This is a genomic window from Pseudomonas sp. WS 5051, assembly GCF_012985715.1.
Classification (GTDB): Bacteria; Pseudomonadota; Gammaproteobacteria; order Pseudomonadales; family Pseudomonadaceae; genus Aquipseudomonas; species Aquipseudomonas bubulae.
The window spans coordinates 335,098-348,399 of sequence record NZ_JAAQWV010000001.1; the positions used below are offsets into that span (position 1 = coordinate 335,098).

The 13,302-nt window shown below is 59.9% G+C and carries 13 protein-coding genes; 9 read left to right on the forward strand and 4 right to left on the reverse strand.

Annotated elements, in window-relative coordinates:
- Positions 1-99 precede the first annotated feature (99 nt).
- Positions 100-927 carry a thermonuclease family protein gene (locus HBN79_RS01385; protein WP_095017728.1) on the reverse strand — a complete coding sequence of 276 codons (828 nt, stop codon included), beginning with the start codon at positions 925-927 and terminating at the stop codon, positions 100-102.
- Positions 928-932: 5 nt separating this feature from the next.
- Entirely contained in the window at positions 933-1,160 is a 228-nt protein-coding gene (gene rpmE / locus HBN79_RS01390) for a 50S ribosomal protein L31 (protein WP_016783180.1), read from the reverse strand.
- A 214-nt stretch (positions 1,161-1,374) separates the two neighbouring features.
- Here rpmE and HBN79_RS01395 point away from each other — a divergent pair, with 214 nt between their 5' ends.
- From HBN79_RS01395 to HBN79_RS01420, 6 genes are all read left to right on the forward strand, one after another.
- Positions 1,375-3,594: a primosomal protein N' gene (locus HBN79_RS01395; RefSeq protein WP_095000843.1), complete on the forward strand. Its 2,220-nt coding sequence runs from the start codon at positions 1,375-1,377 to the stop codon at positions 3,592-3,594.
- 241 nt (positions 3,595-3,835) lie between these two features.
- On the forward strand, positions 3,836-5,572 hold the full coding sequence (argS, locus tag HBN79_RS01400) for an arginine--tRNA ligase (RefSeq protein WP_095000841.1): 1,737 nt from the start codon (positions 3,836-3,838) through the stop codon (positions 5,570-5,572).
- 1 nt (position 5,573) lies between these two features.
- Positions 5,574-6,266 (forward strand): SPOR domain-containing protein, encoded by a 693-nt coding sequence (locus tag HBN79_RS01405; protein WP_095000840.1) that lies wholly within the window; start codon positions 5,574-5,576, stop codon positions 6,264-6,266.
- Between the two features lie 243 nt (positions 6,267-6,509).
- Positions 6,510-7,040 (forward strand): ATP-dependent protease subunit HslV, encoded by a 531-nt coding sequence (gene hslV, locus HBN79_RS01410; RefSeq protein ID WP_016783176.1) that lies wholly within the window; start codon positions 6,510-6,512, stop codon positions 7,038-7,040.
- Positions 7,041-7,108: 68 nt separating this feature from the next.
- The gene (gene hslU / locus HBN79_RS01415) at positions 7,109-8,443 is read left to right on the forward strand and encodes an ATP-dependent protease ATPase subunit HslU (RefSeq protein WP_169916154.1); all 1,335 of its coding nucleotides are present in this window, start codon (positions 7,109-7,111) and stop codon (positions 8,441-8,443) included.
- A 65-nt stretch (positions 8,444-8,508) separates the two neighbouring features.
- A complete protein-coding gene (locus HBN79_RS01420) occupies positions 8,509-8,880 on the forward strand; it encodes a DUF971 domain-containing protein (RefSeq protein WP_169916155.1) in 372 nt (123 codons plus the stop codon).
- 163 nt (positions 8,881-9,043) lie between these two features.
- Here the strand turns inward: HBN79_RS01420 and HBN79_RS01425 are convergent, their stop codons facing one another.
- Positions 9,044-9,712 carry a phasin family protein gene (locus HBN79_RS01425; RefSeq protein WP_095000838.1) on the reverse strand — a complete coding sequence of 223 codons (669 nt, stop codon included), beginning with the start codon at positions 9,710-9,712 and terminating at the stop codon, positions 9,044-9,046.
- A gap of 144 nt (positions 9,713-9,856) precedes the next feature.
- A complete protein-coding gene (locus HBN79_RS01430; protein ID WP_095000837.1) occupies positions 9,857-10,132 on the reverse strand; it encodes a polyhydroxyalkanoic acid system family protein in 276 nt (91 codons plus the stop codon).
- Between the two features lie 106 nt (positions 10,133-10,238).
- On the opposite strand from HBN79_RS01430, the gene ubiE reads away from it, so the two are divergent.
- The 3 genes from ubiE to ubiB are packed head-to-tail and all read left to right on the forward strand — an operon-like array spanning position 10,239 to position 13,233.
- Positions 10,239-11,009, forward strand: a complete 771-nt coding sequence (gene ubiE, locus HBN79_RS01435) for a bifunctional demethylmenaquinone methyltransferase/2-methoxy-6-polyprenyl-1,4-benzoquinol methylase UbiE (RefSeq protein WP_095000836.1) — start codon at positions 10,239-10,241, stop codon at positions 11,007-11,009.
- Positions 11,009-11,632 carry an SCP2 domain-containing protein gene (locus HBN79_RS01440; RefSeq protein WP_095000835.1) on the forward strand — a complete coding sequence of 208 codons (624 nt, stop codon included), beginning with the start codon at positions 11,009-11,011 and terminating at the stop codon, positions 11,630-11,632. The genes ubiE and HBN79_RS01440 overlap by 1 nt, the downstream gene beginning before the upstream one ends.
- The gene (ubiB, locus tag HBN79_RS01445) at positions 11,629-13,233 is read left to right on the forward strand and encodes a ubiquinone biosynthesis regulatory protein kinase UbiB (RefSeq protein ID WP_095000834.1); all 1,605 of its coding nucleotides are present in this window, start codon (positions 11,629-11,631) and stop codon (positions 13,231-13,233) included. The genes HBN79_RS01440 and ubiB overlap by 4 nt, the downstream gene beginning before the upstream one ends.
- Positions 13,234-13,302 lie beyond the last annotated feature (69 nt).

A 13,302-nucleotide genomic window follows, 5' to 3' on the forward strand; every position in this document is an offset into this window, starting at 1 on the left:
CAGCAGTGTCAAGGCCTTTACCTTACGACTTTGGCCCAAGAGCCGCGCCCCATAAGGGCTGGAGTGTCCACAATCTGTATTTAAAATTGTCTACAATTTTTAGCGGGCAATGACTTTAAGCATTCCCGGATGAGTTAAAGGCAACATCCAGCGTGCCTGCCCGGCCTTCACGCCTGCACGCTGCGAACGATCCAGAACCCAACCTCTGGCCTCGACTTGCGCACCTTGCAACCTGGCCAGTTGCTTTTGATCGAAAGTGGGCAATTGCCTGAGCGCAATGTTCAACACCAGGCCGCCTTGCAGGTCGATCCAGAGCCCGCCCTGATTGCGCCGGACCTGACTGACCGTGCCACTCACCAGGGCGAAACCCGAGCGACGGATTTGTTGCGGCGCCAGCACCGGCGACTGCCGCCAAAGGCCCAGACGAGCCTTGCGCGCACTGCGCTCGGCGGCTTGCTGACAGTCAAGCAGCGCCACATTCGGCGCGATAGCCACCTGAAATCCCAGGCCGTCAGCCAGCAATCGGGCTTCAAGGTTGCTGCCATCGGCACCAAATACATGGGCCAGGGTGCGACCATAACGATCCCGGGCCTGTTTACCTGCCAGCAACCCGACACGGCCATCGCTTTGCGCCACCAGCGTTTGCAGGCGCTTGCGCGCCGCCTCGGCAAAGGGCTCGGCGGGCCGGCCTTTTTTGCCCGTCTCCGGGGCATTGAGGCCGATCATGCGCACGCTGCGGCCATCCTTGAGACGCAGGGTGTCGCCATCGGTCACTCGCTCCACCGTGGCGTAGGCCACAGCCCCTGGCGCCGGGCACAGCGGCGCGGCCGAAACACTGGCCAGCCAAATCGCAGGCACAAAAAAGGCGCCCGCAAGGGACGCCTTTTTCAATAACCTGGCCAGACCCAAAAGCCTGCCCATGGTCATGCGCCTTACTCGGCGGCTTTTTTCGTAGCGCCGAAAGCACCGAAACGAGTTTTGAAGCGATCAACACGACCGCCAACGTCCAGAGTTTTCTGCTTACCGGTGTAGAACGGGTGGCACTCGTTGCATACGTCGGTGCCCAGTGGCTTGCACAGGTTCGAACGAGTTTCGAACTTGTTGCCGCAGCTGCAAGTTACCAGGATTGTTTCGTACGCTGGATGGATATCGGCTTTCATGGGGTATTCCTCTAGCGTGCCGCCACTCAACACCATTGTTGAATACCGCACGTAAAATTAGGGCGCCGATAATACCAGACCTTTGCATTGACGCAAGCGGCAAAGCATGATCCGCCTGCAAGTTTCACAGTTCATTGACCTGCCTTTTAGTCCCGCGCGGCGTTGTCTGCTAGGCTCCGGGCCATCTTTGCCGTTCATCACTTGAGAGCCCCGCGTGCCCGACGCCATTTTGCGCCTTGCCCTGCCTTCCCCCTTGCGCCGCCTGTTTGATTACCGGGCGCCTGCTGGCGTGCTGCGCAGTCAATTACAGCCCGGCATGCGCCTGCGGGTACCGTTCGGACGACGGGAGATGATTGGCATACTGGTCGAGGTGGTCGACCACAGCGAAGTACCAGCCGAAAAGCTCAAGCCCGCCATCGCCCTGCTCGACGCCACGCCGCCGCTGCCCGCCTCTTTATTCAAGCTGTGCCTGTGGACGTCGCAGTACTACCAGCACAGCCTGGGCGACACCCTGAGCTGGGCGTTGCCAGTATTGCTGCGCCAGGGTGAGCTGGCCGAAACGCGCCAGGAACGATTCTGGCAGATTGCCCCGGGCGCCCGGCTTGACGACCCCCGTGTTGCCCGCGCTCCACGCCAGCGTGAAGCACTGGCCACCCTCGCCCAGCACCCCCACGGCGTGGCGCATCAACTGTTAAGCAAGTTGATGCTGAGCAAGGACAGCCTCGACCTGCTGCTGGCCAAGGAGCTGGTCACTGTCGAGATTCGCCGCCATGCACCCAGTGAGCGCCATGAACATTGGCTGGCTCAGCCCGAGTTGCCGCTCAACGACGAGCAACGCGCTGCCTACGAAGCGATTCGCGCAGGTTTCGACCACTTCCATGCCTTCCTGCTGGCCGGGGTCACTGGCAGCGGCAAGACCGAAGTGTATTTGCAATTGATCCGTGAAACCCTCCAGGCCGGCAAGCAGGCGCTGGTGCTGATCCCGGAAATCAACCTGGGTCCGCAAACCCTGGCCCGCTTCGAACAACGCTTCAATGCCCGTATTGCGCTGGTGCATTCTGCGGTCAATGACCGCGAGCGCCTGGAAAGCTGGCTGGCAGCCCGTGATGGCGAAGCCGACATTATTATTGGCACGCGTTCAGCGCTGTTCACCCCGATGAAAAACCCGGGGCTGATCATTATCGACGAAGAGCACGACGGCTCTTATAAACAGCAGGAAGGTTTGCGCTACCACGCCCGCGACCTGGCACTGGTGCGTGCCCGGCAGGAAAACATCCCCATCGTACTCGGCTCCGCAACGCCATCACTGGAAAGCCTGCACAACGCCTACACCGGCCGTTACGGCTTGCTGCGCCTGAACGAGCGTGCTGGCGGGGCCAAACAGCCTCGTTTCCTGCGCCTGGATGTGAAAAGCCGTCCCCTGGACAGCGGCATTTCCGGGCCGATGCAACAGGCCATCGGCCAGACCCTCGCGGCAGGCCAGCAAGTACTGGTGTTTTTGAACCGTCGAGGCTTCGCGCCGACATTGCTGTGCCATGACTGTGGCTGGATGTCTGAATGCCAGCGCTGCGATGCGCGCATGACCGTTCATCAGCGCTCTGGCGAGCTACGCTGCCATCACTGCGGCTACGTCGAGCGCGTTCCGCGCAACTGCCCGCAATGCGGCAAAGTCGACCTGCGGCCAGTAGGTGCCGGGACTGAGCGCGCCGAAGAGCGGCTGGGGATTTTGTTCCCCGACTACCCGGTACTGCGGGTAGATCGAGACAGTACCTCGCGCAAGGACGCGATGAACCAACTGTTTGCCACGATCCAGAAGGGCCAGCCGTGCATACTGATCGGCACACAAATGCTCGCCAAAGGCCATCACTTCCCCCGGGTGACGCTGGTATCGATCCTGGATGCCGATGGCGGCCTGTTCTCCGGCGACTTCCGCGCCAGCGAGCGCATGGCCCAGCTGATCGTTCAGGTCGCGGGCCGGGCCGGCCGGGCTGAAGAGCCGGGCAAGGTGATTATCCAGACCCATCTGGCCGACCACCCGCTGCTGATCCAACTGACCGAGCAGGGTTACTTCGCCTTCGCCGAACAGGCCCTGAGCGAACGCCGGGCGGCAGGGCTGCCGCCTTTCGCCCATCTGGCGCTGCTGCGCGCAGAAGCCCACAAACCGGGACAAGCCGAAGGTTTTCTGGATGAAGCCTGCAGCGAGGCTGAGCGCCTGCTGGGTGAGCTGAACCTGGGGGGTATCGAGTTGCTCGGCCCCGTGCCTGCGCCAATGGAGCGCAGGGCCGGACGCTACCGTGCTCAACTACTATTACAGGCCAATGCCCGTGCACCGCTGCATCGTTTACTGAGCCAATGGCTGCTGGTCCTTGAGCAAATGCCCAGCGGTCGTCAGGTGCGCTGGTCGCTGGACGTGGACCCGGTAGACCTTTATTGAGTCACCTCATGCCCCCGTGGGAGCGGGCTTGCTCGCGATGCAGACGACGCGGTACAACTTGAAAACCGCAGCGATGCCATCGCGAGCAAGCTCGCGCCCACCGTTTTGAAGTAATAACCGAACACTGCAGATCCATAACCCGCCTGCTAAGGTTGGCAAGGCCGACCTTGCAACGGATAATACCCAGTTTTTCCACCTGCGCACTGAAGCGCTACCGCGCTTGCGGTCGAAAGAGAAGACCATGAAAGACACCATTCGCCAGCTTATTCAACAAGCCCTAGCTCAACTCGTCACAGAAGGTGTGTTGCCTGAAGGCCTGACGCCAGCGATTCAGGTGGAAAACGCCCGTGACAAAACCCACGGCGACTTCGCCAGCAACATCGCCATGATGCTGGCCAAGCCTGCGGGTATGAAACCCCGTGATCTGGCTGAAAAAATCATCGCGGCACTGCCCGCCGATGAGCAGATCAGCAAAACCGAAATCGCCGGCCCTGGCTTCCTGAATTTCTTCCAGAACACCCAGGCCCTGGCTTCGCGCCTCGACGCGGCCCTGGCTGACGAGAAAATCGGTGTACGCAAGGCCACCCCGGCCATGCGTACCGTGATCGACATGTCCGCGCCCAACCTGGCCAAAGAGATGCATGTGGGCCACTTGCGCTCCACCATCATTGGCGATGGCGTGGCCCGTGTACTGGAATTCCTCGGCGACGAGGTGATTCGCCAAAACCACGTAGGCGACTGGGGCACCCAGTTCGGCATGCTGATGGCCTATCTGGAAGAAAACCCGATCACCAGCGACGAGCTGTCCGATCTGGAAAACTTCTACCGCGCCGCGAAAAAACGCTTTGACGAGTCCCCGGAGTTCGCCGACCGTGCCCGTAGCCTGGTGGTCAAGCTGCAAGCCGGTGACCCGGACTGCCTGGCACTGTGGACCAAGTTCAAAGACATCTCACTGTCGCACTGCCAGAAAATCTACGAGCAGTTGAACGTTAAACTGACCATGGCTGACGTAATGGGCGAAAGCGCCTACAACGACGACCTGATCAACGTGGTCAACGACCTCAAGGCCAAGGGCATGCTGGTCGAGAGCAACGGCGCCCAGTGCGTGTTCCTCGACGAGTTCAAGAATGCCGAAGGCGAACCGCTGCCCGTCATCATCGTCAAAGCTGACGGCGGCTATCTATACGCCACCACTGACTTGGCAGCCATCCGCTATCGCAGCGGCGTATTGAAAGCCGATCGCGCCCTGTACTTCGTCGATCAGCGCCAGGCCCTGCACTTCCAGCAGGTGTTTGCGGTTGCGCGCAAGGCCGGTTTCATCACCCATCCGATGGAAATGGAACACATGGGCTTCGGCACCATGAACGGCGCCGATGGCCGTCCATTCAAGACCCGTGATGGCGGTACGGTTAAACTCATTGACCTGCTCAACGAAGCCAAAGAACGTGCCTACACGTTGGTTAAAGAGAAAAACCCGGAGTTGCCTGAAGACGAACTGCGTGCCATCGCCAAAGTTGTCGGCATTGGCGCGGTGAAATACGCCGACCTGTCCAAGCACCGCACCAGCGACTACAGCTTCAACTTCGACTTGATGCTGAACTTTGAAGGCAATACCGCACCTTACCTGCTGTACGCCTACACCCGCGTTGCGGGCGTGTTCCGCAAACTGGGCAAGGGCTTTGAAGAAGTGCAGGGCCAGATCGTGCTTGATGCCCCGCAAGAACAGGAACTGGCTGCCAAGCTGGCGCAGTTCGGCGAGGTGCTGAACAACGTGGCCGAAAAAGGCACGCCTCATACCCTCTGTACTTACCTGTACGAAGTGGCCGGCCTGTTCTCCAGCTTTTACGAGAACTGCCCGATCCTGAGCGCCGAAGACGAAGCACAGAAACAGAGCCGCTTGCGTCTGGCGGCACTGGCAGGCCGTACCCTCAAGCAAGGCCTGGAACTGCTGGGTCTGGAAACCCTGGAGCGCATGTAAGTTGGCCGCCAAGAAGAAACCAGTACCCAAGCGTGGTGCCAGCCGGTATCAGGCGCCCGCCAAAAAGCCGATCCCGGGCTGGCTATGGATGGCCATCGGCCTGACCGTGGGCGCCTTTATCGTGTTTCTGATGAAGCTCGAACCCGGCCAGGGTGATGACGTCAAACGGGTCAAGCAGGAGCAGCAGAAAGCCACGAAAGTGGCCGAAGCCAACAAGACCGCGCCGAGCCCGACTCAGCCGGCCAAGCCCAAGTACGACTTCTATACCTTGCTGCCCGAGTCTGAAGTGCTCGTGCCGCCAGAAGCCGTGCCCGAGAAGACCCTGCCTACACCACAAACCGCGCCGCTGGCACCGGTAACACCGGCTGAAGCAGCCAAAATCGACACCGCCCGCGCCCAGGCAGCCTTGAGCGGAATCACTCCGCCTCCAGCGCCACCTGTCGTCAAGGCGGCACCGGTTACCAAGTTCTTCCTGCAAGCGGGCTCGTTCCGCAAACAGGCCGATGCCGAAAAAGTACGCGCGCAAATCATCCTGCTGGGCCAGACCGCTACGGTTGAAGCCGGCACGGTGAAAGACGAAACCTGGTACCGGGTGCTGGTTGGCCCGTTCAGCAATCGCGACCAGTTGACGGTGGCCCAAAAGCAATTGGCGGGCGGCGGTTTCAACAACCTGTTGTTGCAACAGCGCCGCTGACAGCAGCCGCTCCCACGGGATTACGCTACACCCTGTGGGAGCGGGCTTGCTCGCGATGGCATCACCGCGATCAGCCTGACACTTCGGGTCGTCTGCATTTCGAGCAAGCCCGCTCCCACAACATCTTCGCCAAATCCTGCCTCCCCGTTCATCCCCATTCCCTCCCCGCTGTTGAAAAATCCGCGACAACCCCCATATGTATTTCCATCAGGCATTTTCGCCCCGCTGCGTGGAGACTCTCCCTTGACCACCATCGTTTCAGTACGCCGCCACGGCAAAGTCGTCATGGCTGGCGACGGCCAGGTTTCTCTTGGCAATACCGTGATGAAAGGCAACGCGAAAAAAGTCCGTCGCCTCTATCACGGCCAGGTCATCGCCGGTTTCGCCGGTGCCACCGCTGATGCATTCACCCTGTTCGAACGCTTTGAAGGCCAGCTTGAAAAGCACCAGGGCCATCTGGTTCGCGCCGCTGTCGAGTTGGCCAAAGAATGGCGTACCGACCGCTCGCTGAGCCGCCTGGAAGCCATGCTGGCCGTAGCCAACAAGGACGCATCCTTGATCATCACCGGTAACGGTGACGTGGTTGAGCCTGAAGACGGCTTGATCGCAATGGGTTCGGGCGGTGCATTCGCCCAGGCAGCGGCCCGTGCCCTGCTGATGAAGACCGAACTGTCGGCCCGCGAAATCGCTGAAACAGCACTCGGTATTGCTGGCGATATCTGCGTATTCACCAACCACAACATCACTATTGAGGAGCAGGACCTCGCTGAATAAGTCACCTGCCGGGCCGCTTCAACGGCCCGTTTGTGAACCTTGATTCTGCTAGAGGAACGCCAATTATTATGTCCATGACTCCCCGCGAAATTGTCCACGAACTCAATCGCCACATCATCGGCCAGGACGACGCCAAGCGCGCCGTTGCCATCGCGCTGCGTAACCGCTGGCGCCGGATGCAACTGCCGGAAGAACTGCGCGTTGAAGTCACACCAAAAAACATCTTGATGATCGGCCCTACCGGCGTCGGTAAAACCGAGATCGCCCGTCGTCTGGCCAAATTGGCCAACGCACCGTTCATCAAGGTTGAAGCGACCAAGTTCACCGAAGTTGGCTATGTAGGCCGCGACGTCGAGTCGATCATCCGTGATCTGGCTGATGCTGCAATCAAGCTGCTGCGCGAACAGGAAATCGTAAAGGTTCGCCACCGTGCCGAAGACGCCGCCGAAGAGCGCATCCTCGACGCCCTGCTGCCTCCTGCCCGCACATTCGGCGAAGAAGCCGCCGTACCGCAGGATTCCAACACTCGCCAGCTGTTCCGCAAGCGTCTGCGTGAAGGCCAGCTGGACGACAAGGAAATCGAAATCGAAGTCGCCGATGCTGTTGGTGTGGACATCTCCGCGCCGCCTGGCATGGAAGAAATGACCAACCAGTTGCAAAACCTGTTTGCCAACATGGGCAAAGGCAAGCGCAAGAGCCGCAAGCTGAAAGTCAAAGAAGCCCTGAAAATGGTGCGTGACGAAGAAGCCGGTCGCCTGGTTAATGACGAAGAACTCAAGGCCAAGGCCCTGGAAGCGGTCGAACAGCACGGTATCGTGTTTATCGATGAAATCGACAAAGTGGCCAAGCGCGGTAATGTCGGTGGCGCCGATGTGTCCCGCGAAGGTGTGCAGCGCGACCTGCTGCCGCTGATCGAAGGTTGCACCGTCAATACCAAACTGGGCATGGTCAAGACCGACCACATCCTGTTTATCGCTTCCGGTGCGTTCCACCTGAGCAAGCCAAGCGACCTGGTGCCCGAGCTGCAAGGCCGTCTGCCGATCCGCGTTGAACTCAAGGCGCTGTCGCCACAGGATTTCGAACGCATCCTCAGCGAGCCGCACGCTTCGTTGACCGAGCAATACCGCGAGCTGCTGAAAACCGAAGGCCTGAACATCGAGTTCATGCCTGAAGGCATCAAGCGCCTGGCCGAAATTGCCTGGCAGGTGAACGAGAAAACCGAGAATATCGGTGCCCGCCGCCTGCACACGCTGCTTGAACGTTTGCTCGAAGAGGTGTCCTTCAGCGCCGGTGATATCGCCAGTGCGCAGAATGATGAGCCTATCCGCATCGACGCCGAATACGTCAACAGCCACCTGGGCGAACTGGCCGAGAACGAAGACCTCTCGCGCTACATCTTGTAAGCCCTTTGCACCTGTAGCCGCTCTCAGCGGCTACAGCGCTTGTGCAATGACCTAAGGTTATGACCATGATCCCCAGTGCCATCAACCTGCACAAAGCTTCTAAGACCCTCACCCTCAAATACCCGTCCGGCGAAGAGCACCACCTGCCGGCCGAGTTTCTGCGCGTGCACTCGCCGTCTGCCGAGGTTCAGGGCCACGGCAATCCGATTCTGCAATTTGGCAAGATCAATGTCGGCTTGAGCAAGATCGAACCCGCAGGCCAGTACGCGTTGAAACTGACCTTCGATGACGGTCACGACAGCGGGCTGTTTACCTGGGACTACCTCTACCAGCTCGGCGTGCGCCAGCAAGAGCTGTGGGCGGATTACTTGCAGGAACTGAAAAAAGCCGGCAAGTCCCGCGACCCTTCGGTGTCGGTGGTCAAATTGATGCTCTGAGCCGGCTGCAGCTTTTTTGTAGCCGCTGAGGCGCGCGTAGCGAGGCTGCGCCCGGCGGCGAAGCCGTCGTAGAACCATCCACTCCGGTTATTCAGATGCACTGCGTTTACCGGATTTACGACGGCTTCGCCGCCGGGCGCAGCCTCGCGCGGCTCGTCAGCGGCTACAAAGTGGAAGTCGTTCCCTTGGCATCAACCGCTGGCGCTTTAGGCGCTACTGGTTTCTTGGCCGCAGGTTTTTTGGCGGCCGGTTTGGCGGCTGCTGGCTTGCTCGCGGCCGCAGGAGCTTTAACAGCAGCGGGCTTGGCTGCAGGTTTGGCCGCAGGCTTGGCAGCCGCTTTGGCAACCGCAGGTTTTGCCGCAGCCTTGGCCGGTGCCGCCTTGCTCGCAACCGGCGCCTTGCTGGCCGCAACTTTGGCAGCCGCCGCAGTCAGCTTCTCGATATGCTTGGTCAGGGTCTCGACCTTGGCATGCAACGCCTTGACCTCATCACGGCTGGGGACACCCAAGCGGGTAATGGCGCTATTAAGGCGCTTGTCGAAAGCTTCTTCGAACTCGCCCCACTTTTCCAGGGCCAGATCCTTGACATCTTCAACCCTGGAACGCGCAGACGATGTCGACGATTTAACGCCCTCGGCCACTTTGTGCCCGGCATCCTTGGCCAGTTTTTCGGCCTTTTCGCCATCCTTGACCAGGGTGTCGAAGAGCTTGCTGCCATCGGTATCAATTTTCGAGTACACACCCAAACCTGCGAGCCAGATTTTTCGTGAGTACTCTTCCACCTTGCCTACCCAGGTGTTGCTGTCTTTAGCAGTCGGTTTTTTCGCAGCCATCGTGTTCCCCTTAATGTCATGTCGCGACGCCGGTGAGCAGGATCGTCGAATCATCAAGATGAACAAAGGTGCTCACCTGCATCAGGTTTAGACGTTAAACCGCCTTGTATCAAGGGCGCGGCCGCTATTAGACCGGCAACACGACTACGCCAGCGCCTTATCCAGCGAGCGTTCGATTTCCGACTGGATCATGCCGCTCATCGCCGACATCAACAGGCCCAGTTCCACATCGACCTTGACGTTGTTGTCGCTGATTAGCAGGGTGCCATTCACTCCCGAGCGCTTCAGTTTTACCGTGTCGCCCGCCCAGGTAGGGGTCAGGCCATACTGGCTGGCCAGTTTCTCGACCAAAGGACGGGCTTTCTCACGTGCGGCCTCAAGGCCCAGACTGTGGGTACGTTCAACGCTGATACGCGCCATGGCGTGGCTCCTGATAAATAAAGCCGCCACTATACATTCACCCTCGCCAAGACAAAGCCGGCCACCGGGATTAGAATGGCCAGCATTCTCTTTTGGTGACAGCGATATGACTGATCAGCGCAAAGGCAGCGATGCCGAACCCACCACTCACTTCGGCTTCAAAAACGTACCGGAAAGCCAGAAGGCCGAGAAAGTCGCCGAGGTTTTCCACTCTGTAGCCGGCAAATATGACCTGATGAACGACGTTCTGTCAGGCGGCATGCACCGTCTGTGGAAGCGTTTTACCATCGAGCTGTCCGGTGTACGCCCGGGCAACAAGGTGCTGGACATCGCTGGCGGTACCGGCGATCTGGCCCGCAAGTTCTCCCATCTGGTTGGCCCTACCGGCCAGGTCGTGCTGGCTGATATCAACGCGTCCATGCTCAAAGTCGGCCGTGACCGCCTGCTGGACAAGGGCGTAGCCGGCAATATCGAGTTCGTTCAGGCCGACGCTGAAAAGCTGCCGTTCCCGGACAACTATTTCGATTGCGTGACCATCGCTTTCGGCCTGCGCAACGTGACCCACAAGGAAGACGCCCTGCGCTCCATGCTGCGCGTGCTGAAGCCGGGCGGCCGCCTGTTGGTACTGGAGTTCTCCAAGCCGACCAACGCGCTGATGTCCAAGGTCTACGACACCTACTCGTTCGCTTTCATGCCGATGGTGGGCAAGCTGATCCTCAACGACCCGGAAAGCTATCGCTACCTGGCAGAATCGATCCGCATGCACCCGGACCAGGAAACCCTGAAGTCGATGATGGTCGAGGCCGGTTTTGACCGCGTGACCTATCACAACATGACCTCAGGTATCGTCGCCCTGCATCGCGGCATCAAGCCCTGATGTTGCTGCGCGGCCTTCTCGCCAGCGTCGAACACGGCGTCAACCGCGTATTGCGGCTGGACAGCACGGCCCTGGCGCGTTTGCGCCCCTTGACCGGCAAGTTGATTGCCGTCGATTGCGCCAGCCCCTCGCTGCACCTGTTTATTCTGCCCAGCGAAGAAGGCCTGATGCTGGCGAGCCAATGGGCAGCCGAGCCTGACTGCACCCTGCGCGCGCCTGCCTCCAGCCTGTTGCGCCTTGCTCTGAGCAAGGACAAGAGCGCCATCCTGCACAGCCCTGAAGTCGAACTCGAAGGCGACAGCGCTGTGTTGATGGAATTGGCGGCGGTGCTGCAAGACCTGGAACTGGATTGGGAGTATGAACTTTCGAACTGGATCGGGCCTGTGGCAACGGCATTGATCGGTGGCCATGTACGCAGCCGCGCCAACTGGTATCAACAAGGTTTCGCCAGCATCAACCAGAACCTGGCCGAATACCTGAGCGAAGAAGCCCGCACTTTGGTCGGAGAACGTGAGGCGCAAGCGCGCTTTGACGAGCTGGACCAACTCAAACTCGACCTGGATCGCCTTGAAGCGCGCTTTGAGCGCCTTTGCCGATCCCTCAATTCCAGCGATAACGCATGAAGCTGCTTGCCATACGCCGTTTGTTCCGCATCCAGCGCGTCGTCATTCGCTACCGGCTCGATGACCTGCTGTTCGCCCTGCCCTTGCCGTGGTGGATGTTGTCCCTGCGCTATGCACTGCCGTGGCGCTGGTTCCCGCGCAAAAAACTGGAGCTGAGCCGCGGTGCCGCCCTGCGTCTGGCATTGCAGGATCTGGGGCCGATTTTCATCAAGTTCGGCCAGATCCTTTCGACCCGCCGCGACCTGCTGCCCGCCGATATCGCCGATGAGCTGATGCTGCTGCAAGACCGCGTACCGCCGTTTGACCCGCAGTTGGCAGTCAAGCTGATCGAAGAACAGCTCGGCGCCCGGATCAGTGAAGTGTTCAGCCGTTTTGATATCGAACCACTGGCCTCGGCCTCGGTGGCCCAGGTTCACTCGGCCAAACTCAAGACCGGCGAAGAAGTGGTGGTCAAGGTTGTACGCCCGGGCCTCAAGCCGATCATCGGCTCCGACCTGGCCTGGCTGTTTATCCTCGCCCGCACTGCCGAGCGTTTGAGCGCAGACGCCCGCCTGCTGCATCCGGTGGATGTGGTCAGTGACTACGAAAAAACCATTTACGACGAACTCGATCTGTTGCGTGAAGCAGCCAATGCCAGCCAGCTCAAGCGCAACTTCGAAGGCTCGCCGCTGATGTATGTGCCGCAAGTCTACTGGGACTGGTGCCGCCCGAAAGTGTTGGTGATGGAGCGCATCTACGGGATCCAGGTCACCGACCTTGCGGCCCTGGCCGATCAGCGCACCGACATGAAAATGCTGGCCGAGCGTGGCGTGGAGATTTTCTTCACCCAGGTGTTCCGCGACAGCTTCTTTCACGCCGACATGCACCCCGGCAACATTTTTGTCAGCACCGTGAACCCGTGGGCCCCGCAATACATCGCCATCGACTGCGGCATTGTCGGCAGCCTGACCCCCGAGGACCAGGACTATCTGGCGCGCAACCTGTTCGCCTTTTTCAAGCGCGATTACCGGCGCGTGGCGCAGTTGCACATCGATTCAGGCTGGGTACCGGCGCACACCAAACTCAACGAGTTTGAAGCGGCGATCCGCACCGTCTGTGAGCCGATCTTCGAAAAGCCGCTGAAGGAGATTTCCTTTGGCCAGGTGCTTATGCGCCTGTTCCAAACTGCGCGACGCTTCAATATGGAAGTCCAGCCACAGTTGGTGCTGCTGCAAAAAACCCTGCTCAATATCGAAGGCCTGGGCCGCCAGCTGTACCCCGACCTGGATTTGTGGAGTACCGCCCAGCCGTTCCTTGAGCGCTGGATGCGTGAGCGCGTCAGCCCCAAGACCCTGCTGCGCAACCTGCACAGCCAGGTCGAGCAGATCCCGCATCTGGCCGGCATGACCCGCGACTTGCTCGAACGCATGTCGCAGCCCCATGCCCATAACAAACAATTGGTCGTGCGCGAACCCCGTGACAGCTGGTTCCTGCGCCTGATCGGCGCCGGGCATCTGGCCGCTGGCGCATTACTGGCCAGTATTGGCCCGCTACACACTGCAGGCTATTGGCCTGCCGGCATAATGCTGGCCGTGGGCTTGTATCTGATCGTGCGCCGATAGCCAGCCCCGGTCGAGGCTGGCAAACTGTTAATTCACCAGGCCTCAGCCACAGGGCTGAGGCAGGTTGTC

What these genes read in the sequence shown, in the direction of transcription:
- HBN79_RS01440 (WP_095000835.1), top strand. Translation starts at nt 11,009, where the DNA reads ATGTTGCTGCGCGGCCTTCTCGCCAGCGTCGAACACGGCGTCAACCGC.
- ubiE (WP_095000836.1), top strand. Translation starts at nt 10,239, where the DNA reads ATGACTGATCAGCGCAAAGGCAGCGATGCCGAACCCACCACTCACTTC.
- HBN79_RS01385 (WP_095017728.1), bottom strand. Translation starts at nt 927, where the DNA reads ATGACCATGGGCAGGCTTTTGGGTCTGGCCAGGTTATTGAAAAAGGCG.
- HBN79_RS01425 (WP_095000838.1), bottom strand. Translation starts at nt 9,712, where the DNA reads ATGGCTGCGAAAAAACCGACTGCTAAAGACAGCAACACCTGGGTAGGC.
- ubiB (WP_095000834.1), top strand. Translation starts at nt 11,629, where the DNA reads ATGAAGCTGCTTGCCATACGCCGTTTGTTCCGCATCCAGCGCGTCGTC.
- HBN79_RS01430 (WP_095000837.1), bottom strand. Translation starts at nt 10,132, where the DNA reads ATGGCGCGTATCAGCGTTGAACGTACCCACAGTCTGGGCCTTGAGGCC.
- HBN79_RS01420 (WP_169916155.1), top strand. Translation starts at nt 8,509, where the DNA reads ATGATCCCCAGTGCCATCAACCTGCACAAAGCTTCTAAGACCCTCACC.
- rpmE (WP_016783180.1), bottom strand. Translation starts at nt 1,160, where the DNA reads ATGAAAGCCGATATCCATCCAGCGTACGAAACAATCCTGGTAACTTGC.
- argS (WP_095000841.1), top strand. Translation starts at nt 3,836, where the DNA reads ATGAAAGACACCATTCGCCAGCTTATTCAACAAGCCCTAGCTCAACTC.
- hslU (WP_169916154.1), top strand. Translation starts at nt 7,109, where the DNA reads ATGTCCATGACTCCCCGCGAAATTGTCCACGAACTCAATCGCCACATC.